Annotated in this window: 23 protein-coding genes; 20 read left to right on the top strand and 3 right to left on the bottom strand. The window is 36.6% G+C overall.

What is annotated here, in order from left to right:
* Positions 1-185: 185 nt before the first annotated feature.
* The 3 genes from pfkA to ACSVDH_RS21100 all read left to right on the top strand — a co-directional run bounded on the left by pfkA (position 186) and on the right by ACSVDH_RS21100 (position 3,621).
* Entirely contained in the window at positions 186-1,145 is a 960-nt protein-coding gene (pfkA, locus tag ACSVDH_RS21110) for a 6-phosphofructokinase (RefSeq protein ID WP_299089571.1), read from the top strand.
* 166 nt (positions 1,146-1,311) lie between these two features.
* Positions 1,312-3,072, top strand: coding sequence for a pyruvate kinase (gene pyk, locus ACSVDH_RS21105; protein ID WP_439249912.1), 1,761 nt, complete (start codon positions 1,312-1,314; stop codon positions 3,070-3,072).
* A 162-nt stretch (positions 3,073-3,234) separates the two neighbouring features.
* Positions 3,235-3,621 carry an FxsA family protein gene (locus tag ACSVDH_RS21100; protein WP_439249913.1) on the top strand — a complete coding sequence of 129 codons (387 nt, stop codon included), beginning with the start codon at positions 3,235-3,237 and terminating at the stop codon, positions 3,619-3,621.
* Positions 3,622-3,654: 33 nt separating this feature from the next.
* Here the strand turns inward: ACSVDH_RS21100 and ytvI are convergent, their stop codons facing one another.
* Entirely contained in the window at positions 3,655-4,770 is a 1,116-nt protein-coding gene (ytvI, locus tag ACSVDH_RS21095; protein WP_439249914.1) for a sporulation integral membrane protein YtvI, read from the bottom strand.
* A 190-nt stretch (positions 4,771-4,960) separates the two neighbouring features.
* Here ytvI and ACSVDH_RS21090 point away from each other — a divergent pair, with 190 nt between their 5' ends.
* The 5 genes from ACSVDH_RS21090 to ACSVDH_RS21070 all read left to right on the top strand — a co-directional run bounded on the left by ACSVDH_RS21090 (position 4,961) and on the right by ACSVDH_RS21070 (position 10,300).
* Positions 4,961-5,425: a DUF441 domain-containing protein gene (locus ACSVDH_RS21090; RefSeq protein WP_299089564.1), complete on the top strand. Its 465-nt coding sequence runs from the start codon at positions 4,961-4,963 to the stop codon at positions 5,423-5,425.
* Between the two features lie 622 nt (positions 5,426-6,047).
* Positions 6,048-7,166: a citrate synthase gene (gene citZ, locus ACSVDH_RS21085; RefSeq protein ID WP_439249915.1), complete on the top strand. Its 1,119-nt coding sequence runs from the start codon at positions 6,048-6,050 to the stop codon at positions 7,164-7,166.
* Between the two features lie 222 nt (positions 7,167-7,388).
* Complete coding sequence (gene icd / locus ACSVDH_RS21080) at positions 7,389-8,660, top strand: NADP-dependent isocitrate dehydrogenase (RefSeq protein ID WP_299089559.1); 1,272 nt, start codon at positions 7,389-7,391, stop codon at positions 8,658-8,660.
* A 99-nt stretch (positions 8,661-8,759) separates the two neighbouring features.
* The gene (gene mdh / locus ACSVDH_RS21075; RefSeq protein ID WP_439249916.1) at positions 8,760-9,698 is read left to right on the top strand and encodes a malate dehydrogenase; all 939 of its coding nucleotides are present in this window, start codon (positions 8,760-8,762) and stop codon (positions 9,696-9,698) included.
* Between the two features lie 125 nt (positions 9,699-9,823).
* Positions 9,824-10,300, top strand: coding sequence for a MaoC/PaaZ C-terminal domain-containing protein (locus tag ACSVDH_RS21070; protein ID WP_299089556.1), 477 nt, complete (start codon positions 9,824-9,826; stop codon positions 10,298-10,300).
* Between the two features lie 47 nt (positions 10,301-10,347).
* Here the strand turns inward: ACSVDH_RS21070 and ACSVDH_RS21065 are convergent, their stop codons facing one another.
* Together ACSVDH_RS21065 and ACSVDH_RS21060 are read right to left on the bottom strand one after the other, a co-directional pair.
* The gene (locus tag ACSVDH_RS21065; RefSeq protein ID WP_439249917.1) at positions 10,348-10,803 is read right to left on the bottom strand and encodes a CBO0543 family protein; all 456 of its coding nucleotides are present in this window, start codon (positions 10,801-10,803) and stop codon (positions 10,348-10,350) included.
* Positions 10,804-10,838: 35 nt separating this feature from the next.
* Entirely contained in the window at positions 10,839-11,333 is a 495-nt protein-coding gene (locus tag ACSVDH_RS21060; RefSeq protein WP_439249918.1) for a CBO0543 family protein, read from the bottom strand.
* Between the two features lie 261 nt (positions 11,334-11,594).
* Here ACSVDH_RS21060 and ACSVDH_RS21055 point away from each other — a divergent pair, with 261 nt between their 5' ends.
* The 12 genes from ACSVDH_RS21055 (at position 11,595) to dnaI (ending at position 24,682) form a co-directional block, all read left to right on the top strand.
* Positions 11,595-12,317 (top strand): response regulator transcription factor, encoded by a 723-nt coding sequence (locus tag ACSVDH_RS21055; RefSeq protein ID WP_299089554.1) that lies wholly within the window; start codon positions 11,595-11,597, stop codon positions 12,315-12,317.
* Positions 12,310-14,085 (top strand): two-component system histidine kinase PnpS, encoded by a 1,776-nt coding sequence (gene pnpS / locus ACSVDH_RS21050; RefSeq protein ID WP_439249919.1) that lies wholly within the window; start codon positions 12,310-12,312, stop codon positions 14,083-14,085. The genes ACSVDH_RS21055 and pnpS overlap by 8 nt, the downstream gene beginning before the upstream one ends.
* A 324-nt stretch (positions 14,086-14,409) precedes the next feature.
* The gene (polA, locus tag ACSVDH_RS21045) at positions 14,410-17,040 is read left to right on the top strand and encodes a DNA polymerase I (protein WP_439249920.1); all 2,631 of its coding nucleotides are present in this window, start codon (positions 14,410-14,412) and stop codon (positions 17,038-17,040) included.
* A gap of 34 nt (positions 17,041-17,074) precedes the next feature.
* Positions 17,075-17,899, top strand: coding sequence for a DNA-formamidopyrimidine glycosylase (gene mutM / locus ACSVDH_RS21040; protein WP_299089548.1), 825 nt, complete (start codon positions 17,075-17,077; stop codon positions 17,897-17,899).
* 167 nt (positions 17,900-18,066) lie between these two features.
* Entirely contained in the window at positions 18,067-18,708 is a 642-nt protein-coding gene (gene ytaF, locus ACSVDH_RS21035; RefSeq protein WP_439249921.1) for a sporulation membrane protein YtaF, read from the top strand.
* Between the two features lie 21 nt (positions 18,709-18,729).
* On the top strand, positions 18,730-19,335 hold the full coding sequence (gene coaE, locus ACSVDH_RS21030; RefSeq protein WP_439249922.1) for a dephospho-CoA kinase: 606 nt from the start codon (positions 18,730-18,732) through the stop codon (positions 19,333-19,335).
* 140 nt (positions 19,336-19,475) lie between these two features.
* Complete coding sequence (locus ACSVDH_RS21025; protein WP_439249923.1) at positions 19,476-20,495, top strand: glyceraldehyde-3-phosphate dehydrogenase; 1,020 nt, start codon at positions 19,476-19,478, stop codon at positions 20,493-20,495.
* Between the two features lie 289 nt (positions 20,496-20,784).
* The gene (gene speD / locus ACSVDH_RS21020; protein ID WP_046517225.1) at positions 20,785-21,165 is read left to right on the top strand and encodes an adenosylmethionine decarboxylase; all 381 of its coding nucleotides are present in this window, start codon (positions 20,785-20,787) and stop codon (positions 21,163-21,165) included.
* Positions 21,166-21,297: 132 nt separating this feature from the next.
* Positions 21,298-21,693: a cytosolic protein gene (locus ACSVDH_RS21015; protein WP_299089540.1), complete on the top strand. Its 396-nt coding sequence runs from the start codon at positions 21,298-21,300 to the stop codon at positions 21,691-21,693.
* 36 nt (positions 21,694-21,729) lie between these two features.
* Positions 21,730-22,188: a transcriptional regulator NrdR gene (nrdR, locus tag ACSVDH_RS21010; RefSeq protein ID WP_046517230.1), complete on the top strand. Its 459-nt coding sequence runs from the start codon at positions 21,730-21,732 to the stop codon at positions 22,186-22,188.
* A 76-nt stretch (positions 22,189-22,264) separates the two neighbouring features.
* The gene (locus tag ACSVDH_RS21005; RefSeq protein WP_439249924.1) at positions 22,265-23,710 is read left to right on the top strand and encodes a replication initiation and membrane attachment family protein; all 1,446 of its coding nucleotides are present in this window, start codon (positions 22,265-22,267) and stop codon (positions 23,708-23,710) included.
* Between the two features lie 30 nt (positions 23,711-23,740).
* Positions 23,741-24,682 carry a primosomal protein DnaI gene (dnaI, locus tag ACSVDH_RS21000; protein ID WP_299089536.1) on the top strand — a complete coding sequence of 314 codons (942 nt, stop codon included), beginning with the start codon at positions 23,741-23,743 and terminating at the stop codon, positions 24,680-24,682.
* Positions 24,683-24,780: the final 98 nt, after the last annotated feature.

Here is a 24,780-nt window from a genome sequence, read left to right as displayed (position 1 = left end):
GGACAATAATTTAGCAAAATTACATAATTCATTAAACACAGAGATGAATTTATTGTATAATGAGATAGGCTCTTAAAAAGGTTATTCGACAAAAGCTGCATACAGCTTATGTTGTTTTTGACTTTCATTGCAAGTTAGTTTTTAATTAAATGAATAATGCTATATTATATAGTGGGGTGAAGAGTTTGAAGAAAATAGGTGTTTTAACGAGTGGAGGAGATTCTCCAGGTATGAATGCTGCTGTAAGGGCAGTTGTTCGTAAGGCAATTTATCATAATATTGAAGTATACGGTATTTATCACGGATATACCGGATTAATTGAAGGTCGTATTGAAAAATTAGAATTAGGTTCTGTTGGAGATATTATTCACCGCGGCGGTACAAAATTGTATTCTGCTAGATGTCCTGAATTTAAGACAATTGAAGGACAAAAAAAGGGTATTGAGCAGCTGAAAAAGCATGGTATTGAAGGATTAGTCGTTATAGGCGGAGATGGCTCATATATGGGAGCTAAAAAGCTTACTGAGCATGGATTCCCATGTGTTGGAGTACCTGGCACTATCGACAACGATATCCCTGGAACTGACTATACAATTGGTTTTGATACTGCACTAAATACGGTAATCGATGCAATTGATAAAATTCGTGATACAGCTACATCACATGAACGTACATATGTTATTGAAGTTATGGGAAGACATGCTGGGGATATTGCATTATGGTCTGGTTTAGCAGGAGGAGCCGAAACGATTTTGATTCCAGAAGCTGACTATGATATGGAAGATATTATAACTCGTTTAAAGCGCGGCCATGATCGTGGTAAAAAGCATAGTATTATCGTTGTAGCAGAAGGTGTTGGAAGCGGAGTGGAATTTGCAAAACAAATTGAAGCAGCTACTTCTTATGAAACACGCGTCTCTGTTTTAGGACATGTTCAACGCGGAGGATCACCAACTGCTTTTGACCGTGTATTAGCTAGCAGATTAGGAGCTTACGCTGTTGAATTACTACTTGAAGGTAAGGGCGGACGTTGTGTAGGTATCCAGAAGAATGAATTGGTCCATCATGATATTTTAGAAATACTGGATCAACCTCATACAATTGACAATGATATGTACCGTTTATCTAAAGAACTATCTATATAATAGATAAAGGGTGGGATCGTTTTCATAAAGATCCCGATTTAAAGAGCTTAAGTTAATTGCGGGGAAATCGAACAAATATATAAAACCATATTATAAGTGGAATTAGAGGTAATCTCTTCTTACATAGAGCTGCCTCCTTTCCACACAATTGGTAGGAGGAACATAAATGCGAAAAACTAAGATTGTATGTACAATCGGACCAGCTAGTGAATCGATTGAAAAATTAACAGAGTTAATGGAAGCAGGAATGAATGTTGCACGCTTAAACTTTTCTCATGGTGATTTTGAAGAACATGGAGCAAGAATTAAAAACATTAGAGAGGCTTCTGCAAAGCTAAATAAAACGGTTGCGATCTTATTGGATACAAAAGGTCCAGAAATTCGAACTCATACAATGGAAAATGGTGCAATTGAGCTTGAGGCTGGGAAAGAAATTATCATCTCTATGAATGAGGTTATCGGAACCACAGAAAAATTCTCTGTTACATATGAAGGTTTAATTGACGATGTACATATCGGCTCGACAATCCTTTTAGATGATGGTCTTATTGAACTTGAAGTTATTAGCTTAGATCAAGCTAACAATGAAATAAAAACACTTATTAAAAACAGCGGAACATTAAAAAACAAAAAAGGTGTAAATGTACCAGGTGTGAGTGTTAAGCTTCCAGGTATTACGGAAAAGGATGCAAAAGATATCGTATTTGGAATCGAGCAGGACGTTGACTTTATTGCAGCTTCATTTGTTCGTCGTGCTTCAGATGTACTTGAAATTAGAGAATTACTTGAAGAGCATAATGCAAGTCATATTCAAATCATTCCTAAAATAGAGAATCAAGAGGGCGTAGACAATATCGATGAAATCCTTGAAGTGTCTGATGGTCTTATGGTTGCCCGTGGCGACTTAGGTGTGGAAATACCTGCTGAAGAAGTACCATTGGTCCAAAAGGATTTAATTAGAAAGTGTAATGCATTAGGAAAACCTGTTATCACAGCAACACAAATGCTTGATAGCATGCAGCGTAATCCTAGACCTACTCGTGCAGAAGCAAGTGACGTAGCAAATGCTATTTTTGATGGTACAGATGCGATTATGCTTTCAGGTGAAACGGCAGCGGGATCATATCCAGTAGAAGCGGTTAAAACGATGCATAACATTGCTTCAAGAGCTGAACAAGCTTTAGACTATAAAGCCATTTTAACGAAACGCAGTGCTCAAGTTGGCACAACAATTACGGATGCAATTGGGCAATCAACTGCATATACAGCATTAAATCTTGGAGTGTCAGCAATTGTTACGCCAACAGAAAGCGGTCATACGGCTAGAATGATCTCAAAATATCGTCCTAAAGCACCAATTATCGCGGTAACGGTTTCTGACTCAATTTCTCGTAAGCTTGCGCTTGTATGGGGAGTATATCCAAGAAGCGGAAACCATTCAACAACTACAGATGAAATGCTTGATAACTCAGTTATTGAAGCAATAAACAGTGGTTTTGTTTCCCATGGTGACTTAATTGTGATTACTGCTGGTGTTCCAGTTGGAGAAGCCGGAACAACAAACTTAATGAAAGTACATGTAATCGGAGACGTTCTTGCAAAAGGTCAAGGGATTGGACGAAAATCAGCCTTCGGTAAGGTTGTTGTTGCAAGCACAGCAAAAGATGCTAAAGAAAAGATGACAAAAGGATCTATCCTTGTTGCCCAAAGTACAGATCGTGATATGATGGAGGCGCTTGAGAAAGCTTCTGCATTAATTACAGAAGAAGGCGGGTTAACAAGCCATGCTGCTGTTGTAGGGTTAAGCCTTGGAATTCCTGTCATTGTAGGAGTCGAAGATGCTACAACCTTACTAAAGGACGGACAGGATATAACAGTTGACGCTGTACGTGGCGTAATCTACCAAGGACATGCAAGTGTACTTTAAGAAATAGTTTTTGGTTAAAAGTAGGGGAATCGGTTTTTACCGGTTCCTTTTTCAATTGGACAGATCACTTCTCTTTTATTAAGAAAACGAATAGAATAGGAATATAAAAACGAATAAAAAGAGCTTGTCCTTAACCATGTCTCTTATTTAAGAGGTGAGAAGATGAGATTATTAATGCTATTCATCATTGTCATACCTGCTTTAGAAATAGGTTTTCTCCTTTTATCTGGTAAAACCATTGGGGTCATGCCAACAGTCCTCTTGATTATCCTCACGGGTGTCATAGGGGCTTGGCTTGCTAAAAAACAAGGAATCGAAGCGATAAGAAAAGTACAGCATCAAATGCAATATGGACAAATACCTAGTGATGCGATCATTGATGGATTATGTATATTAGTTGGAGGATTATTGCTTCTTACCCCTGGATTTATTACAGATATAGTAGGTTTTTTATTGTTATTTCCTTTAAGCAGGAAAAAAATAAAACCCTTCCTCATCACACTTATTCGTAAGTGGGTTGATCGAAATCGAATAACGATCATTCGTTAATAGAGAAAGGATGACAAAAAGTCATCCTTTTCATTATTTTCCTCTTCCTACAACAAATGCCCATAAATCCTCGTATATTCCGGCACTATGCAATGTCTTTAAAATGACTAAAGTAACCGGACCTGCTATAAGACCTAAAAACCCAATTAATTTATACCCAATGAAAAGAGAAACAAGTGTAGCAAGTGGATCTAATCCTATACTTGAGGAAAGAACTTTTGGTTCCATCACCTGACGTTGGATTAATACAATTAGATAAAGGATCCCGATTCCGATCGCAAGTGGGAGACTTCCACTAAAAGCCAGATAAATAATCCAAGGAACGAATACCAGCCCTGTACCTAAATATGGAAGGATATCAACTAACCCTATCAGCAAAGCGATCGTTATTGCATAATCAATCCGAAGGATAAGCAGTCCGATTAGTACGATTGTTGTTGTAATCGAGATAAGGGTTGCTTGGGCACGAATAAAACCGATCAATGCCTTTTTTAATTCTTCAAAAATAGTTCTGCCGCTTTTTCTGGCTTTAACCGGCAAGATCGTACTTAAGGTATGTTTAAACTTATACCAGTCCTTGCTGATGAAAAAAGTAGCCAGCAAAGAAAAAATGATGACAGTTGCTGCATTGGGAAGCCAGCTAATCATGGCAGGTATATTTTCTAAAAAGCTTTTGATGAAATTTCCAACGCTTGAGGACACCTGCTCACCTATGTTTTGGATATTTGCGATGATGGATTGCTGTTGATTGGACTCTAAATTATTAAAAAGGTAGGTTAACTGGTTGTATATTGGCATTAGCTTTTCAACAAAAAAGGTTTCAAGGTAAACGGTAAGCAGTTTTAAATGCCCGGGGATCACCTTTGCCAAATATGTAGTACCAGACACGATTTCAGCAACTAATAGGATAAGGATTCCCGCAATAATACAAATTAAAAGTAAGATTGCTGTAATAACCGCTATGCCTCTTGGGAATTTTCCCTTTTGCTCCAATAAATTTACGAGCGGATTTATAAGAAAAGCGATAAAAATAGCGATGATAAAAGGATAGGTTAAAGTTGATAAATAATAAAAAAAGGAAAGACCGATAACCAATATTCCAACAATTAATAAAAGTCTTAACGTGCTATATAGATAGTCCAAACTCAAGTTTGTTTCCTCCCGAATTTTCGCGTCTTATAGCATATTTATTACAAGGTGGACACGTTTATGTAAACAAAAGGAGATAATTAAAGGGAATATATGAAAAAGTGAGACTTTTATCAGATGGGTTTACTGTCTGTTAAGATTGGGATAAAGTTTAAAGTTGTTAGTAAAGTTTCTGTATGGAGGGTCCATCATGTTTAGTCAACCGATGTTATTTTTACTTATTTTGTTAGGGATCGGACTGCTGGCAAAAAATCAGTCATTAATTATTGCAGTATCTTTTTTAATGATTATAAAACTGTTTGGTTTAGACTCAAAAATACTCCCTGCCATCGGCTCAAAAGGAATCAATTGGGGAGTAACGGTGATTACAATTGCTGTCCTTGTGCCTATTGCAACAGGGGATATTGGTTTTAAACAACTTCTAGATGCAGTGAAATCTGCCTATGCATGGATAGCATTAGGAGCAGGTATTGCAGTAGCCTTAATTGCCAAAAATGGCTTAACACTTTTGGCTGAAGATCCGCATATAACGACAGCCTTGGTTTTTGGGACAATTTTAGCGGTTTCGCTATTTAATGGAGTGGCTGTAGGTCCATTAATTGGAGCTGGTATTGCCTACCTCGCCATGCAAATCGTAAAGCTTTTCAGCTCATAAAGTTCGGGTTGCTCCAATCGTTAATAAAGCAGGAAATTATTTAAGGCAAAATGTACACTAATATAACAAAATTATGGTATGGTTATATATGTGTAGTCGAATGAAGTGGCAAAATCCCTAAAATAAAATTTTTCTAACAAATTTTTTGACCTTATTGAATTGTTTTCATTCACAAAAGTCTGATAATTGTTTATAATAGGGTTAGGTTCATTTAAATGCCTACATAATAGAAAATCTTGCTTTTCCCGACTCTACTGGGTAAATGATTAAGTTTTCTAAATACTATCACCATTTGAATGAAATATAGATAGTATATAATGAGTCAAGAATGATCGTTTTGACTCTTTTATCACAAAAAATGTAAGCATTTTCTTTTTTGGGCTTGCATTTGAGCAAGCGCTCAATCGTCAAAAAGTTTAAAAGAAAGAGCATTTCGTATTTAATTGGTATAAAAGCATAAAATAAATTTGCTTATACTATAAAAAATATCTCTTACCACAGATATTTTTCTTACATATTCATTGATAGGAAAAATGAGATGGAAAACGGATTTTTGTGGGTAAAACTTTTAAACTTTAAAGATGAATCAAATGGGGAATAAAAGGTAAAGGAGAGGTTTAATATGACAGCAACACGCGGTCTTGAAGGAATCGTAGCGACTACTTCATCTGTTAGCTCGATCATTGATGACACACTAACATATGCGGGCTATAACATTGATGATTTAGCAGAAAACGCAAGCTTTGAAGAAGTGGTATATCTACTTTGGCACAGAAAGCTGCCAAATGCTGAGCAGCTGAATGAAATCAAAAAACAACTTGCGGAAAATGCAAAAATTCCACAGCAAGTCATCGAACACTTCAGAACATATCCTATCAATAGTGTGCACCCAATGGCAGCTCTTCGTACAGCTGTATCATTACTAGGCTTATTTGACGAGGAAGCTGATGTGATGGATACAGAAGCTAACTATAGAAAAGCAATCCGTTTACAAGCACAGCTTCCAATCGTTGTCACATCTTTTGCTCGCATCCGTAAAGGCTTAGAGCCAGTTGAGCCTAGAACAGACTTATCAATGGCTGCAAACTTCCTATATACACTAACCGGTGAGGAACCTAATGAAGTAGCAGTTGAGGCGTTTAATAAAGCACTTGTTTTACATGCCGACCATGAATTAAATGCGTCAACTTTTACTGCTCGCGTTTGTGTTGCAACATTATCAGACGTATATTCAGGTGTTACCTCAGCTATTGGAGCATTAAAAGGCCCATTACACGGTGGAGCAAATGAAGCAGTAATGAAGATGCTTACTGAAATTGGTGAAGTGGAAAATGTAGAAAGCTATATCAATGAAAAGCTGGATAATAAAGAAAAAATTATGGGCTTTGGTCATCGTGTATATCGTCAAGGAGACCCAAGAGCTAAACATTTAAAGAAAATGTCTGAGAAACTGACGAAATTAACTGGTGAACCGAAATGGTATGATATTTCAACAAAAGTTGAAGAAATTGTTAGATCCCGTAAACCATTGCCGCCAAACGTTGATTTCTATTCAGCATCTATGTACCACAGCTTAGGTATTGATCATGACTTGTTTACGCCAATTTTTGCGGTTAGCCGTGTTTCTGGCTGGTTAGCTCATATTTTAGAGCAATATGAAAACAATCGCTTAATTCGCCCGCGCGCTGAATATGTTGGTCCTGACAAGCAAGCTTATATACCATTAGAGCAGCGTGGTTAATAACCTGCTATTTAAATGGTAAGAATAGATTATGATTTCAAACACATCATCCTCCCTGTTTGATTGGGAGGATTGCTGTGTGAAATCATTATCTTCATAAAAATCAAAAAAATTATTTTAAATTCTCTGCAAAATTCTTTAAAAACTACTATACTAAAAAGTGTGCAAGCTATCCTTTGGATAATAGCTAAGATATAATACATAATCTGGGAGGTTATTTCTTTGACACAAGGTGAAAAAATTACAGTAACGAATGGCGTATTAAACGTACCAAACAATCCTATTATCCCATTTATTGAAGGTGACGGAATCGGTCCTGATATCTGGGCAGCTGCTTCACGTGTATTAGAAGCAGCGGTTGAAAAAGCGTACAATGGTGAAAAAGAAATCGTTTGGAAAGAAGTTCTTGCTGGTGAAAAGGCATTTAATCAAACTGGCGAATGGTTACCAAATGAAACACTTGAAGTTATTCGTGAGTACTTAATTGCGATTAAAGGACCTTTAACAACACCAATTGGTGGAGGAATCCGTTCTCTGAATGTAGCACTTCGTCAAGAATTAGATTTATTTGTTTGCTTGCGTCCTGTACGTTATTTCCAAGGTGTACCTTCACCAGTTAAGCGTCCAGAAGATACAGATATGGTTATTTTCCGTGAAAACACTGAAGATATCTATGCTGGTATTGAGTATGCAAAAGGTAGTGAAGAAGTTCAAAAGCTAATCGATTTCTTAAAAAATGAAATGGGCGTAAATAAAATCCGTTTCCCAGAAACTTCTGGTATCGGTATTAAACCTGTCTCCGAAGAAGGTACAAGCCGTCTGGTAAGAGCTGCAATCAATTATGCGATTGAGCATGGACGTAAATCTGTGACACTTGTTCATAAAGGAAACATTATGAAATTTACTGAAGGTGCCTTCAAAAACTGGGGATATGAGCTTGCTGAAAAAGAGTTCGGTGATAAAGTGTTTACTTGGGCAGAATATGACCGCATTGTTGAAAAAGAAGGGAAAGAAGCTGCAAATAAAGCACAAGCTGATGCTGAAGCTGCTGGAAAAATTATTGTAAAAGATGCAATTGCAGATATCTTCTTACAACAAATTTTAACTCGTCCTCGTGAGTTTGATGTTGTGGCAACAATGAACTTAAATGGTGATTACATTTCTGATGCATTAGCAGCACAAGTTGGTGGTATCGGTATTGCTCCAGGTGCAAACATCAACTATGAAACAGGACATGCGATCTTTGAAGCAACTCACGGAACAGCACCAAAATATGCTGGACTTGATAAAGTAAACCCATCTTCTGTTCTTCTTTCAGGTGTTTTAATGCTTGAACATTTAGGCTGGACAGAAGCAGCTGAATTAGTTATTAATTCAGTTGAAAAAACAATTGCTTCAAAAGTTGTAACATATGACTTTGCTCGTTTAATGGATGGAGCTACTGAAGTAAAATGCTCTGAATTTGCTGATGAGTTAATTAAAAACTTTGCTTAATAAATTGAGTATTATTTTATAAGGTAACTATACGGGCCAGCCTTTACAATAAGGTCGGCCCTGAATTACCTAACTTACATAATTAAAGGGGATGTTCAAATGGCAATCAAGCGTAAAAAGGTTTCTGTTATTGGCAGTGGTTTTACTGGTGCTACAACGGCATTTTTATTAGGCCAAAAAGAACTTGCAGATGTTGTATTAGTTGATATCCCACAAATGGAAAATCCGACAAAAGGAAAAGCTTTAGATATGCTGGAAGCAAGTCCTGTACAAGGATTTGACGCAAATATTATTGGTACATCAAATTACGAAGATACAGCTGACTCAGACATCGTTGTGATTACGGCTGGTATTGCGAGAAAACCTGGTATGAGCCGTGATGATCTTGTTTCGACAAATGCTGGCATTATGAAAAGTGTAACGAAGGAAGTTGTGAAATATTCACCAGAATGTACAATTATCGTTTTAACGAATCCTGTAGATGCCATGACATATACAGTATTTAAAGAATCAGGATTCCCGAAACACCGTGTCATTGGTCAATCAGGTGTATTGGATACGGCTCGTTTCCGTACATTTGTTGCACAAGAACTTAATCTTTCTGTCAAGGATGTAACAGGTTTTGTATTAGGCGGACATGGTGATGATATGGTACCTCTTGTACGTTATTCATATGCTGGAGGAATTCCATTGCAAACATTACTTCCAAAAGATCGTTTAGATGCGATCGTGGAAAGAACGCGTAAGGGTGGCGGAGAGATCGTTAATCTGCTTGGAAATGGAAGTGCTTACTATGCACCAGCTGCATCTTTAGTAGAAATGGTTGAAGCGATTTTAAAGGACCAACGTCGTATCCTTCCAACGATTGCTTATTTGGAAGGCGAATATGGGTTTGATGGTATTTATTTAGGTGTTCCAACTGTTCTCGGCGGAAATGGATTGGAAAAAATCATCGAACTTGAATTAACAGAAGAAGAAAAATCTGCATTAGAAAAATCCGCAGAATCTGTTAAAAATGTTATGAAAGTTTTATCTTAAGCTATTTTATTCTTTATCAAAAAAGAAAGTTGGGGTCATCCTCAATTTTCTTTTTTATCATAAGAATTTCATTTTAATCTCGTTAAATTGATGCGTTTTTTCTAATATAGTAAGGTGGTGCAAAGATGCTCCTTGGTAAAAAGCGAAAACTCGGAAGACATATTGAAGAGATAACAGTTGGAGAAAAATTATCATTAACAGAAAAAATTGAAGATAAAGATTTATTGCTTTATTTAGGCTTAACAAATGACGCCAATCCGCTCTATATACAGCATGATTATGCCTCGCAAACTCCATATGAAAAACCGCTCGTTCCAAGTTTAATGCTAACTGGAATTATTACTTCTGCCGTATCAAAATATTTACCTGGACCAGGTAGCCATATTGTTAAACAAGAATTAAACTTCCTTAAACCACTTTATCATTATAGTATTGTTCAATTCCTTTTTGAAGTCAGTGAAATCCATGCAGCAGAAAATCAAATAGTCGTTGAAGTTCAAGCTGTTAATGGCGATGAGGAGGTTATATTAGCAGGAAGCATTACCGTTTGTCCGCCTTGTAAAATAACACCTATTGAGGGAAAAGCTTTAGACAATTTCTAATTAAAAAAAACTGATCTAATAGGTCAGTTTTTTTATTACTATAATTCTTACCACTCCTTATTGATTAAGTGGGCAGCAAATCTGAGAGTAAGCATAAGTAAGAAAATAGATATAAATGTATGCAGCCAAGTCCAGGTTAAGTATTCAATTAAATCTGTATATTTTTCAAGCATAATTTCCGTCAGTGTTAAGGCGGCGGTATAGAGAAAGGCCTGCCTAATAATGCCCAAAAACTTGGAATGAAAGGTGGTTTGGTAAAAGTATATACAAACAACTGGAAAAAGGAGATATTCATAAAGAATGCTTGAAGAAAAATATTTATCAAAAAATTGCACCGGATATTTAAGCATTTTTTCTTCAACAACTAGAACACCAAGAAAAATGGAAAAATAAGAGGCCAATAAGTAAATAAGAATCCAATGCTTGATCGGGGGTTTTCTTAGACTATTAAGAAATAGGACAATCCCAATGATAAGGAGTATCCATAGTATAATCTTTTCCATAGTATAATCCTCCTGTTCAAGTTGGTAACATATTTCTATAGGTAGTCAAAAACAGATAAATAAAATACGGCAAAAAAGACAGAAAGTATTAATGCCAAAGGTTTATTAACGTGATGAAGTCTGACCATCGGGAACATGGTGATCACAAAAATAGCTGACCAGCCGAACGACCATCCATTGTCATAAAATAATAACCCGTATTTTTCTGCAATCCACTCAAATACTAAGAAGGAAACAACCCATTTTAGAAAATAGATAATTTGTTTTTTTGGTTTATTAGGATAAAGTGATAAAAAAACAAATGCTATTAAAGGATTTATAATCAGATTATGAACAAAATGAACATTCATTGGATTCAGTATGTGCATTTCTTTTAGTTCCCATAAATGAAAATTTGAATGTGAAATATACTCGTAAAGAAAAGAGGCCAAAGATATATATAGCATGGTTGGATAGTAGGTCTCCCAATTTTTCCAATCACCCTTTTTAAATGAAAGGTAAAGAACGAGGATGACAAATAGTAAGTGCATAATTCTTCTCCTAATCACATTATGTTTCCTATTATTACCATTAATGGTAAATAAATACCGAAATCATATGTGGTGATTTAGCCTTGTTCTTTTTACCAAGAATTCGCCAGGATAATTAAAAAACAAATAATGGAGCATGGTCCTCCTTAATTTTCTGTGATCATAATTGAAAAAATCCCCCCGCATATTGAAGTTTCCTATATAATAAAGGTAAAAAGAACTTGGCTATGATGGAGGGAAATACAATCCTTGGAGGCAGTTATGAGTAAGAAGATTCTTGTAGTAGATGATGAACAATCAATTTCAACTTTGTTAAAGTACAATTTAGAACAAGCTGGTTATAGTGTAACTACAGCGATGGATGGGGAAGAAGGGTTATATAGCTGTATAAATGAAGAACCAGATTTACTTGTTTTAGATTTAATGTTACCAAAAATGGACGGTATCGAAGTATGTAAGCAGCTTCGACAAAGAAAGATCATGGTACCGATTTTAATGTTAACAGCAAAAGATGATGAATTTGACAAAGTGTTAGGACTTGAACTTGGGGCTGACGATTATATGACAAAGCCATTCAGTCCAAGAGAGGTCGTTGCAAGAATAAAGGCTATTTTAAGACGAACACAATCACATCAAATTGAAACGGATTATAAAGAGACAGTCGATTCAGAACAGGTCATGATCGGTGATTTGAAGGTTCTTCCTGAACACTATGAGGCGTATTACGGCAAAGAACGGTTAGATTTAACTCCTAAAGAGTTTGAATTACTTGTGTATTTGGCTAAACATAAAGGCCGTGTCCTTACACGTGACCAACTGTTAAGTGCTGTTTGGAATTATGATTTTGCTGGTGATACGAGAATTGTCGATGTCCATATTAGTCATTTACGTGAAAAGATAGAAAGAAATACGAAAAAGCCTCTCTATATTAAAACTATCCGAGGACTTGGCTATAAGCTTGAGGAGCCCAAAATGAATGAATAAGTTTCGTTCACGGCTGTTATTTGCCTTAATTATTTTAGTTATTACGGTTTTAATTGGATTAGGGCTCTTGCTTGGACAAATTTTTAATAGCTATTATATGAATTCTTTTAAAGAAAGCTTGGAAAGAGAAGCAAAAATAACAAAAAAGCTTGTTTTTGAAAAAGGCTTAACCAATGAGGAGGCATATGATCTTGTTTATGAAATGGGCAGATCGTTTACTTCCCATTTTACGGTATTAAATGAAAAAGATCAGGTTCTTTATGAAGCGGGAGAATTAGCAAACGAGCATAATCATCAGCGCATGATTACTGATATTCTACCCTTAATGAAAAATAAACAAGATGGCTATTTTTTTATGGATCAAAAAGAAAAACAGGCTTATTATGGGATTCCGGTTATGGGAAAAGAGTCCTATAAAGGAATTGTTTTAGTAACGTCTTCGATAAATGAATTAGATAAAGCTAATAAACAAATGTGGGCCATTTTATTGATAAGTTTAGGATCAGCCTTTTTTATCATTTTATTTCTAGGATTTAAAATAACCTCCCGATATACTAAACCGATTGAATCTGCTACAACGGTAGCAATGGAGCTTGCAAAAGGAAATTATAAGGCTAGGACATATGAGGATCATCTAGATGAGACAGGGATGCTAAGTCAGTCTATTAATATTCTTGCTAGAAATCTCCAGGATATGACCCGGGCTCAGGAAATGCAGCAGGATCGTCTCCAAACCTTGATTGAAAACATGGGAAGCGGGCTCATCTTAATCGATGGACGCGGTTATATTAATTTAGTAAACCGTGCCTATAAAGAGCTATTTGAGGTAGATTCTGCTGAATTTCTCTATCAATTATATTATGATGCCTTTAATCATAAAGAAATCATTGAACTTGTTGAAGAAATCTTTATGACTGAGGTAAAGGTTAGAAAGCAGCTGCATATCCCGCTGAAAATAGAACGTAAGCATTTTGAGGTATATGGTGCACCAATAATCGGAACGAATGATGAATGGAAAGGGATTGTGCTGGTTTTTCATGATATTACAGAGCTTAAGAAATTGGAGCAAATGAGGAAAGACTTTGTCGCTAATGTTTCACATGAGTTAAAAACACCAATAACATCAATAAAAGGTTTTAGTGAAACTTTATTAGATGGTGCGCTTAATGATAAACAAACAGCTGAATATTTTTTATCGATTATTCTCAAGGAAAGTGACCGCTTGCAGTCGCTTATACAAGATCTCCTTGATTTATCAAAAATAGAACAGCAAGGCTTTCAATTATCGATACAGCCTTGTGATATAAGAGAGCTATTAGAAGATATTTATATCATTTTACAAGGGAAATCGCAGGAGAAAGAAGTAGATTTATCTCTTTCAATACCGGACGGCCTCCTTTATATAGAAGGGGATTTATATCGTTTAAAGCAAATCTTTATTAACTTAATGAACAATGCGTTAACCTATACACCAAAAGGCGGCTCTGTCCAGGTTAAGGTAGAAAAATACAATCACTATATCCTTATTAAAGTGAGCGATACAGGTATAGGGATAAAGGCGGAAGAGATTCCGAGGATTTTTGAACGTTTTTATCGAGTTGATCGGGCAAGAAGCCGTAATTCAGGTGGAACAGGGTTAGGATTGGCAATTGTTAAGCATTTAGTTGAAGCGCATAAGGGACAATTAAGTGTGACAAGCAAAATGGGAGAAGGGACAACGTTTACGGTGAAATTGTTTAAAAAGTATCAGGATGGCCAAAATTTATAAAAAATTTGCTGAAAAGATGATAATATTTACTATCCTTTACAATTAATTTACATCCAATTTATTCTATCTTAATATAAAGTTGGTAATATACTAAGTGAAAACCCCTTCATCCAAGGAGCCAATCTTTTGGACGAGAGCATTATGCTCCCGTCCCTTTTTTGTCTTTGAAGCTCTCAATAGAGGCTGATGATAAAACAAAAGAACCACAGTTTTCCTTTCTATTTGCAGTCATGATAGAATAGAAGGTGGAAAACCGTGGTTTTTTTCTGATTTACCCCAATCTGAACGGCTGGAGAATCCAGGTATTACAGGAGGTACGAAAAAGTGACAAAAAAGCTTGTCTTAATTGATGGAAATAGTATTGCTTATCGGGCGTTTTTTGCGCTTCCTTTATTGAATAACGATAAAGGGATCCATACAAATGCCATCTATGGCTTTACAATGATCTTAATGAAAATTTTAGAAGATGAGAAACCTTCACATATGCTTGTGGCCTTTGATGCAGGAAAAACAACATTTAGACATGAAACATTTCAAGAGTATAAAGGGGGACGTCAAAAAACTCCTCCAGAATTATCCGAACAGTTTCCGTTTATTCGAGAGCTTCTTGATGCTTATCAGGTACCTCGTTATGAGCTTGAGAATTACGAAGCTGATGATATCATTGGAACATTATCACGCCAAGCTGAAAAGGAAGGATATGAGGTAAAGGTAATTTCAGGGGACAAAGATTTAACACAGCTTGTAACAGACGGGATAACTGTTGATATCACTCGTAAAGGAATAACAGATGTCGATTCCTATACTCCAAGCTTCATACATGAAAAATACGGCTTAATACCAGAGCAAATCATTGATATGAAGGGCTTAATGGGTGATACATCAGATAATATACCCGGTGTGCCTGGAATTGGAGAAAAAACAGCGATTAAGCTTTTAAAAGAGTTTCAAACACTTGAAAATGTATTATCATCCATTGATAAAGTCAGCGGCAAAAAGCTGAAAGAAAAGCTTGAAGAAAACCGTGAGCAAGCACTAATGAGTAAAGAGCTTGCCACTATAAATTGTGAGGCTCCAATAGCGATAACGGTTGAAGATGTACAATATGAAGGCTTTGATGTTAAAAAGGTGACCGATATCTTCAAAGAGCTTGGCTTTAATTCCTTACTCGATAAGCTTGGAGAAGAGATTGAGCTTGAGGAAGAGACTGTAGAGGAAATCAAATTTGAAAAAGTAACAGATTTTTCAAATGAATTATTAGCTGATGAAGCTGCATTATATGCAGAAGTGCTTGATGAAAGTTATCATAACGCTGATATTATCGGATTCTCTCTTATAAACGAGAACGGGAACTACTACATACCAGCTGAAGCGGCGTTATCGTCAGAGGCTTTTAAAAAGTGGGCGGAAGATGAGACAAAGCGTAAAATTGTTTATGATGGGAAGAAAACAAGTGTTGCCCTTAACTGGAAAGGTGTTTCATTAAGAGGAATCGATTTTGATGTCTTGATTGCAGCCTATTTATTAAATCCTTCTGAAAATTTCGATGATGTTGCGGCTGTTGCCAAAACAAATGGACTGACGATTGTACAATCTGATGAACTCGTTTATGGAAAAGGAGCAAAGCGGGCAATTCCAGATGAAGAAAAGCTTAGTGAGCATCTTGTTCGTAAAGGACAAGCGATTTTTGCTTTAAAGGATAAGCTGGCAGATCAGCTTGAAAAAAATGATCAATCTTCCTTGTTTTATGATTTAGAGCTTCCTCTTTCCGTTATTCTTGCAGAAATGGAAGCAACAGGTGTGAAGGTGGATGTGGATCGGTTAAAGGATATGGGAACCAATTTAGCGGAGCAATTAACAGCGATAGAAGAAAGAATATATGAACTTGCCGGTGAAGCTTTTAATATTAATTCTCCCAAACAATTAGGTGTTATTTTATTTGAAAGGCTTGGCTTGCCGGTGATTAAAAAGACAAAGACTGGTTACTCAACTTCAGCAGACGTGTTAGAGAAGCTTGAAGAAAAACATGAAATTGTCAGAGAAATTCTCCATTATCGCCAGCTTGGAAAATTGCAATCAACTTATATTGAAGGTTTATTAAAGGTTGTTCACAAAGACACTTGTAAGATTCATACCAGGTTTAACCAAGTGTTAACAACAACAGGCCGCCTTAGCTCTATCGATCCCAACCTGCAAAATATCCCAATCAGACTTGAAGAAGGCCGGAAAATTCGCCAAGCCTTTGTTCCTTCGAAAAAGGATTGGGTCATTTTTGCAGCAGATTACTCGCAAATTGAATTAAGGGTATTGGCACATATTGCAAATGATAAAAATTTAGTTGAAGCATTCCGGAATGATTTAGATATTCATACTAAAACAGCAATGGATGTTTTTCATGTTGCCAAAGAGGATGTAACCTCAAATATGAGAAGACAAGCTAAAGCTGTAAATTTCGGTATTGTCTATGGTATTAGTGATTATGGTCTCTCACAAAGCCTTGGAATCACCCGTAAGGAAGCAGGAGAGTTTATTAAACGCTATTTGGAAACCTTTGTAGGTGTCCAGGAGTATATGGACGACATTGTCGCGGATGCTAGAGAAAAAGGCTATGTGAAAACACTGCTTCACAGAAGAAGATATATCCCTGAAATCACAAGCAGAAATTTTAATCTTCGGAGCTTTGCCGAAAGGACAGCGATGAATACTCCAATCCAAGGAAGTGCCGCAGATATTATAAAAAAGGCTATGATTGATATGGCGGCACGTTTGAAGCAGGAAAAGGTACAAGCAAAATTATTATTACAGGTACATGATGAATTAATCTTTGAATGCCCAAGAGAAGAAATTTCTATTCTTGAAAAAATTGTCCCTGATGTAATGGAAAATGCAGTTGAGTTAGCTGTTCCGTTAAAGGTGGATTATTCCTATGGCGACTCATGGTATGACGCAAAATGATGAGTAAACTTTAAAATGGCAAGGAAGTGATAGGATGCCAGAACTGCCTGAGGTCGAAACGGTTCGTCGAACATTGCTTCAGCTTGTAAAAGGGAAAACAATTAAACAGATTACTATTTATTGGCCAAAAATCATTAAAAAGCCAGATGACATCGACCAGTTTAGGGATGCATTGGTTGGACAAACCATTCATGATGTGAAGCGGAGAGGGAAGTTTTTAAAATTTATCCTCGATGACTATGTCTTAGTCTCTCATTTACGAATGGAGGGGCGTTACGGTTTATACAAACCTGATGAAGAGTATGATCATCATACACATGTATTTTTTTCTTTTGAGGATGGAACTCAGCTGCGCTATCGAGATGTCCGGAAATTTGGAACCATGCATTTATTTAAAATAGGGGAGGAAGAAAATGAACCTCCTCTTTCCCTACTTGGACCAGAACCTTTTTCTAAGGAATTTACTGAAGCATATCTTCAAGACCGTTTGAAGAAAACAACAAGAAAAATTAAAGCAGCATTATTGGATCAAACCGTTGTTGTCGGACTTGGCAACATCTATGTGGATGAAGCACTTTTCCGGGCGGGGATCCGCCCTGAACGGATTGCGAATCAGCTTACATCTGCAGAGTATAAACTCTTACATCGAGAAATCATCGCAACACTTGAAGAAGCAGTCGCCAAAGGAGGAAGTACGGTTCGCTCTTATGTTAATACACAAGGTGAAATCGGCATGTTCCAACTGCAATTATTTGTTTATGGGAGAACAAATGAGCCTTGTAAGCAATGCGGGACCATTTTAACAAAAACAGTTGTTGGCGGAAGAGGAACACATTATTGTGAAAACTGCCAAAAATAAAGAAAAAATTTGGATGTCTCAAAAGGCTCCCTTTTAATAAGCAAATGTGTTTTAGGGGAGGTGGCTCTTTTGCTTTAAGACATCCTTTTTTTTATCCCTTCTTTTAACACTATCTAGGCGATTATCATACACTATGTTAGCAATCAGAAGGAAGGGGCTAGGCTTATATGGTTCAGTTTGCATCACTTTTATTATTAGCATTCGCAGTAAGCTTAGATAGCTTTTCAGTGGGCTTTACTTATGGCATGCGCAAGATGAGAATTCCTTTTAAATCCATTTTAATCATTGCATGCTGTTCTGCAGGCACACTGCTACTTGCTATGATGGTAGGCGATCTTATGACAAGGATTTTTCCCGTTTATGTTACAGAAAAGCTTGGTGGATTTATTCTGCTTCTAATTGGTGCATGGGTATTGTACCAATTTTTTAGACCGGCAAAAGAAGGGCAGGAGAATGAATCAGAAACGGAAAAAACACTCATTAATTTTGAAATCAAAACCCTGGGAATTGTGATCAATATACTTAGAAAACCGATGTCTGCTGATATTGATAAGTCGGGTACAATAACAGGTGTGGAAGCTTTTCTGCTCGGTGCGGCATTATCACTTGATGCCTTTGGGGCTGGGATTGGTGCGGCTTTATTAGGCTATTCTCCTGCGATTATGAGTATTTTAGTAGCATGTATGAGTTCATTGTTTGTATCAATTGGAATAAAATCAGGCCATATTTTTTCGAAGTTCACTTGGATGGATAAATTTTCTTGCCTGCCGGGGATCATTCTAATTATGATAGGAATATGGAAATTATAAAGATGATGGGGGCAAGTCAATGTGACAATAGTAATTGGATTAACCGGTGGTATTGCAAGCGGGAAAAGCACAGTATCAAATATTTTTAAAAAAGCAGGAATTCGAGTAATAGATGCTGATAAAATTTCCAGAGAGGTAGTTGAAGTTGGCCAGCCCGCTTATAAACAAATCATTGAAACATTTGGCGAAGAAATTTTGCATGAAGACTTAACACTTCATCGTGAAAAGCTTGGCGCGCTGATTTTTTCAGATGAAACGAAACGCAAGCAATTAAATGAAATTGTTCATCCTGCTGTTCGTCAAGAAATGCTAAAGCAGACCCAGGAAGAAAAAGAACGTCAGGCAAAAGCGGTAATATTGGATATCCCGTTATTGTTTGAAAGCAGTTTGACCTATATGGTGGATAAAACAGTCTTAGTTTATGTCAATGAGGATACACAATTAAAACGGCTAATGGAGAGAAATGGTTTTAGCGAAGAAGAGGCGATGATGCGAATAAATTCCCAAATGCCTCTGAAGGATAAGGTTAAATTATCTGATGAAATAATTGATAATAATGGTTCGATCGAAGAAACCACCATACAAATAAATAAATTATTGATGAAATGGGGAATATGCGAAGACTAGGTCAAGTCTTCTTTTTTTTTTGAATAAAAATAGCCTAATTTTAAAAAAGACAATAATAAATATCGCTTTTTCTTTTATATGTGTTATACTATATTTATAAAAATGATAATTAGTATGACATATATGAGAGGGGAAATATGATGAGAGCCACAATTGCAATAAATGGTTTTGGTCGTATAGGAAGAATGGTATTCCGTAAAGCGATGAAAGAAAAAATGAATATTATAGCAATAAATGCAAGTTACCCAGCTGATACATTGGCACATTTAATTAAGTATGATACAAACCACGGTAGATTTGATGGCGATGTCATCGCAATGGATGACTACTTGCTTGTAAACGGTAACAAAATTCTGCTTATAAACGAGCGCGATCCGAAACATTTACCATGGAAAGCTTTAGGAATCGATATTGTAATCGAAGCAACAGGAAAATTTAATGCGAGAGAAAAAGCAATGCTGCATATTGAAGCCGGAGCGAAAAAGGTCATCTTAACTGCACCAGGAAAAAATGAAGATGTCACAATTGTGATGGGAGTAAATGAGCATCAATACGATCCAGAACATCACATGATTATTTCAAATGCCTCCTGTACAACCAATTGCCTTGCACCTGTCATAAAGGTGCTGGATGATTCATTTCAGATTGAAAATGGCTTAATGACAACTGTTCATGCCTATACAAATGACCAAAAGAACATTGATAATCCGCATAAGGATTTACGTAGAGCAAGAGCTTGCGCACAATCGATTATTCCGACAACGACTGGTGCAGCAAAGGCTCTTTCTCTGGTGCTTCCGCATCTAAAAGGTAAACTCCACGGAATGGCATTACGAGTTCCTACACCAAATGTCTCTTTAGTGGATTTAGTTGTTGATGTAAAAGGAAAGGTTACTGCTGAAGAAATAAATTCCGCATTTAAAGAAGCTGCGAGGGGACCGTTAAAAGGAATTCTTGATTATACCATTGAACCACTAGTCTCGATTGATTTTAATACAAATCCACATTCAGCCATTATTGATGGCTTATCGACGATGGTGATTGATTCCCATAAAATTAAGGTGTTAGCATGGTATGACAATGAATGGGGTTATTCATGCAGAGTGATTGATCTAGTGAAATTTGTTTCTGCGAAAATGGCAAATTTATTGGAGGTTTAATCTTTTTCATTTGAGCGCATAATCCTGACAGCATAAGGTATGATAACAAATGTGTCACCACCGTCATTCTTCACCCTTTAACTATTAACAAAGTTTTTTGTAAAAGTGTGTTGCAAAACATAACTAAACAAAGTATACTATTTTTCGTGAACTTCTTATAAAAGCCAAGGTATTAGGGCTACTTAAAGGGTTAGGACCTCTTTGGACTAACTTTCCCCCGTGGTAGTTTAACATATGCCATTATGCGAAGAATTCATGTGAAAAAATAGTTAGAGGGGGATCCATGAATATGGAAACAATGGGTAGACACGTAATCCAGGAATTATGGGGTTGCGATTTTGATAAGCTGAATGATATGGATTACATTGAAAAAACATTTGTAAATGCTGCGTTAAAATCTGGTGCAGAAATAAGAGAGGTTGCTTTTCACAAGTTTGCTCCGCAGGGAGTAAGCGGTGTTGTCATCATCTCTGAATCACATTTAACAATCCACAGTTTTCCTGAGCATGGATATGCGAGCATTGATGTATACACTTGCGGTGATTTAGACCCAAACATTGCTGCAGATTATATTGCAGAATCTCTAGGTGCTCAGACTCGAGAAAATATTGAAATTCCTAGAGGTATGGGACCTGTGCAAGTAAAACAAACTCAAGCAAAAGCTCTTTAATTTTAAAAGAAAATTCCCGAGGTGCTGATTATTTAATCTGCACCTCTTTTTATTCTCGAAAAATTTCAGTATGATAGAGTAAGAATAACTTTTGTACATTCCGAAAAAATATACAATAAAGGGGAAAAGAGCATGAGTTTTATGAATAAGCTAAAAGATTTCTTTAGCACACACCAAGAAACACGTGAAAATCATTATAATCCAGAATTAAAAAGCCATTATTATAAAACTACATATAAAAATGCGATGCAATCAGTAAAATCAATAATTGAGCAAACACCTGGGATGACGGTCACCTCGGTGTCAGAGGACCGTGGTGAAATGAGTGTTACGATTGACAGTCCCAGAAAAGCTTTTTTAATTGTAACGGTCGTTTCAGTCCGCCCGTTTGAAACAGCTGTTGATTTTACGGCAACAACGAATACATTTTTACCAACAGACTTTGGCTATAGCAAAAAGATTATTCTTCAGCTTTATAAAAAGCTTGATGCAAAAGAAAATTTTGTTGGAACAGGAAAAAGTAGCTAATTCATTAATTTTAGATGTTTGATTGGAGCTGGTTAAATGAAATGTCCTTCGTGTCAGCATAATGGTACAAGGGTTTTAGACTCAAGACCTGTAGATGAAGGCAGATCAATTAGACGCCGCCGAGAATGTGAAGAATGTCAATATCGTTTTACGACGTTTGAAAAGGTAGAGGAATTTCCTTTAATTGTTGTCAAAAAAGAAGGAACAAGGGAAGAATTTAGCCGAGATAAAATTTTGAGAGGGTTAATTAAGGCTTGTGAAAAAAGACCTGTACCTTTACAGCAGTTAGAGGATATTGTCCACGATATTGAAAAAGAGCTTAGAAACCAAGGTGTGTCGGAAGTAAACAGCGAGCTTGTCGGAGAAATGGTCATGGACAGGCTGGCAAGAATTGATGAGGTGGCCTATGTCCGTTTTGCTTCCGTTTACCGACAATTTAAAGATATTAATGTGTTTATTGAGGAATTGACAGATTTAATAAAAAAAGTAAGATAGAAGAGCTACTGAAGAATTTTTCTTCAAGCTCTTTTTTCAGTGTAGGAAAATAATTAGTCATGGAAGGTTGAAAAAGATGGATCAGCATTGGAAGGAATTGCTTGCAATTGATCGATATACGGTGAAAAGCAGCTCAGTCCTTCAGGACTTAGATAGAAAGATTTTAACTTTATTATATCAACCATTACTTGGTTCTAAGTGCTTTAGCCTTTATATGACATTGTGGGGTGAGCTGGAACAAAATCGATTATGGGGTGAAGAAATGACACACCATAGTCTAATGATGATCATGCAATCTAACTTGCGTGAGATTTACCGAGAACGTTTAAAGCTAGAAGGGCTTGGCTTATTGAAAACCTATGTGAGTGAAACATCTGAATTTAAACGCTATGTTTATGAGCTTCAGGCACCATTGCGACCAAATGATTTTTTTCAAGATGGCGTATTAAATATATATCTTTACAATCGGGTCGGGAAAAATAAATTTTCACAACTTAAACGCTTTTTTTCCGATCAGCAAATAGATCAAGGGATGAAGGATATTACCAGATCCTTTAATGAAATTTTTGATTCCAGTCAATCCGTTGATATGATTGCCCGAGTGAATGAGGAAACGCTGGCAGACCTGTCATTAGCCGAGAACCGGGAGTATATGCAAACAGCGAAGCATGCTGAAATGGATATATCTGATGATGTGTTTGATTTCGAATTGTTTTTCTCAGGACTTTCAGAGGCAATTATTCCCAAGAAGGCAATTACACCGGCTGTAAAGGATGTTATTAAAAAGCTCTCTTATTTGTATGGGATTAATGCAATTGATATGAAAAATGTGGTGATGAATAGCATTGATCAAGATGACATCATAGATATCGAACTGCTTAGAAAATCTGCCAGGGATTGGTATCAATTCCAATATGGTGATACTTTGCCAGGGCTGCTTGATAAAACACAGCCGCCTCATTTGCGAACAACGATTGAAAAGAAGCCTCGGACACAAGAAGAGGAAATGATTTATCAATTAGAAACGATCTCCCCACGACAGTTTTTAACCGATGTCTCTGGTGGTAGGCCGCCAGCTGTTGGAGATATGCAAATCATTGAAGAAGTTATGCTTCAACAAAGGCTTGAGCCAGGAGTTGTGAATGTTCTTATTTATTATGTTATGTTAAAAACAGATATGAAGCTTACAAAGGCGTATGTTCAGAAAATTGCAAGCCATTGGACGAGGAAACAAATTTCAACAGTCAGAGCTGCAATGGACCTTGCTAAACATGAACACAGACAGTATCAGCAGTGGGCAGAAGAAAAAGCGACAAAGAAATCAACATCTTCTAAAAAGGCTCCGATTCGTAAAGAGATGCTCCCTTCATGGTTAAAGGAAGATGACAACGCTGAGCAAGTAAACGATGAAGCCAAGGAGAAAAAAGAGCAATCACAGATTGACCGCGAACAATTTGAATTGGAAAAACGGAAATTATTTGATCGGATAAAAAAATATAAGGATAATAATAACAATGCGTAGTTAAGTTAACATGAAAGCGAGGTGGATAAAATGGATCATTTAAGCAAATCCATTAGAAATCTTACAAACAGACCGGATTTTAAAGATCGCTATAATAATATTAAAAAACAGGTATTAAATAACGCAGAGGTACAAGCCTTTCTATCCAAGCATTCATCTGAAATTGAGGAGGGGATGATTGACAGAAGTCTTGTTAAGCTGCTGGAATTTATAAATCAAAGCAAAAATTGCCAAGACTGTCCATCTTTATCAGAATGTAAAAATATATTAGAAGGCTATCATCCGCGATTGGTCATTCAAGGGAAAATCATTGATCTGCAATATGATAAGTGTCCAACGAAAGAAACATATGATGAACGAAAAAAACATGAATCCTTAATTAAAAGCATGTATATTCCTAGGGATATTTTAGGGGCTTCCTTTGAGCAAATCGAAGTAGAAATTGACGAGCCGAGCCGCTTTAAGGCGATTAGTCTTGCACAGGATTTTGTTGAACAATATAATAGCGGGATGAGCCCAAAGGGATTGTATTTATATGGTTCCTTCGGTGTTGGAAAAACCTATATTTTAGGGGCGCTTGCAAATGAGTTAGCTTCACATAAAGTCTCGTCCATGCTTGTCTATGTACCGGAATTTATGCGAGAACTAAAAGGATCCTTTCAGAATTCAACATCATTAGATGAAAAGTTAGATGCTGTAAAAAAGATCCCGGTTCTTATGCTTGATGACATTGGTGCAGAGTCAATGTCAAGCTGGGTGAGAGATGACATTCTTGGGACAATTCTACAATACAGGATGCTTGAAAATTTACCTACCTTCTTTTCGTCTAATTTTAATTTAAAACAGCTTCAGCACCACCTCGCTGTTTCTCAACGTGGTGAAGAAGAACCTGTTAAAGCAGCAAGGATTATGGAACGCATTAAGCATATGGCCATACCAATTGAATTATCAGGAAGGAATCGAAGGGATTAAAAAGCATTTGCCTTTGCATAGGCAAGTGCTTTTTTAATCTCTATTTTGAAGGGTTATTTTTATGCATCTTCAAATTCCTTGGTTTCTTTACTTCTAAT

This window comes from Metabacillus sp. Hm71 (assembly GCF_051842955.2).
Taxonomy (GTDB): Bacteria; Bacillota; Bacilli; order Bacillales; family Bacillaceae; genus Metabacillus.
The sequence above is the reverse complement of the archived record's forward strand: the minus strand, read 5'-3'. Positions and strand labels throughout refer to the sequence as shown.

Coding starts and splice junctions, on each gene's coding strand:
- ACSVDH_RS21065 (WP_439249917.1), bottom strand. CDS start 10,803: ATGGAAAAGATTATACTATGGATACTCCTTATCATTGGGATTGTCCTA.
- ACSVDH_RS21005 (WP_439249924.1), top strand. CDS start 22,265: ATGGATCAGCATTGGAAGGAATTGCTTGCAATTGATCGATATACGGTG.
- mdh (WP_439249916.1), top strand. CDS start 8,760: ATGGCAATCAAGCGTAAAAAGGTTTCTGTTATTGGCAGTGGTTTTACT.
- ACSVDH_RS21070 (WP_299089556.1), top strand. CDS start 9,824: ATGCTCCTTGGTAAAAAGCGAAAACTCGGAAGACATATTGAAGAGATA.
- dnaI (WP_299089536.1), top strand. CDS start 23,741: ATGGATCATTTAAGCAAATCCATTAGAAATCTTACAAACAGACCGGAT.
- ACSVDH_RS21100 (WP_439249913.1), top strand. CDS start 3,235: ATGAGATTATTAATGCTATTCATCATTGTCATACCTGCTTTAGAAATA.
- speD (WP_046517225.1), top strand. CDS start 20,785: ATGGAAACAATGGGTAGACACGTAATCCAGGAATTATGGGGTTGCGAT.
- ACSVDH_RS21060 (WP_439249918.1), bottom strand. CDS start 11,333: ATGCACTTACTATTTGTCATCCTCGTTCTTTACCTTTCATTTAAAAAG.
- nrdR (WP_046517230.1), top strand. CDS start 21,730: ATGAAATGTCCTTCGTGTCAGCATAATGGTACAAGGGTTTTAGACTCA.
- citZ (WP_439249915.1), top strand. CDS start 6,048: ATGACAGCAACACGCGGTCTTGAAGGAATCGTAGCGACTACTTCATCT.
- ytaF (WP_439249921.1), top strand. CDS start 18,067: ATGGTTCAGTTTGCATCACTTTTATTATTAGCATTCGCAGTAAGCTTA.
- pnpS (WP_439249919.1), top strand. CDS start 12,310: ATGAATAAGTTTCGTTCACGGCTGTTATTTGCCTTAATTATTTTAGTT.
- ACSVDH_RS21090 (WP_299089564.1), top strand. CDS start 4,961: ATGTTTAGTCAACCGATGTTATTTTTACTTATTTTGTTAGGGATCGGA.
- ACSVDH_RS21025 (WP_439249923.1), top strand. CDS start 19,476: ATGAGAGCCACAATTGCAATAAATGGTTTTGGTCGTATAGGAAGAATG.
- mutM (WP_299089548.1), top strand. CDS start 17,075: ATGCCAGAACTGCCTGAGGTCGAAACGGTTCGTCGAACATTGCTTCAG.
- pyk (WP_439249912.1), top strand. CDS start 1,312: ATGCGAAAAACTAAGATTGTATGTACAATCGGACCAGCTAGTGAATCG.
- ACSVDH_RS21015 (WP_299089540.1), top strand. CDS start 21,298: ATGAGTTTTATGAATAAGCTAAAAGATTTCTTTAGCACACACCAAGAA.
- ACSVDH_RS21055 (WP_299089554.1), top strand. CDS start 11,595: ATGAGTAAGAAGATTCTTGTAGTAGATGATGAACAATCAATTTCAACT.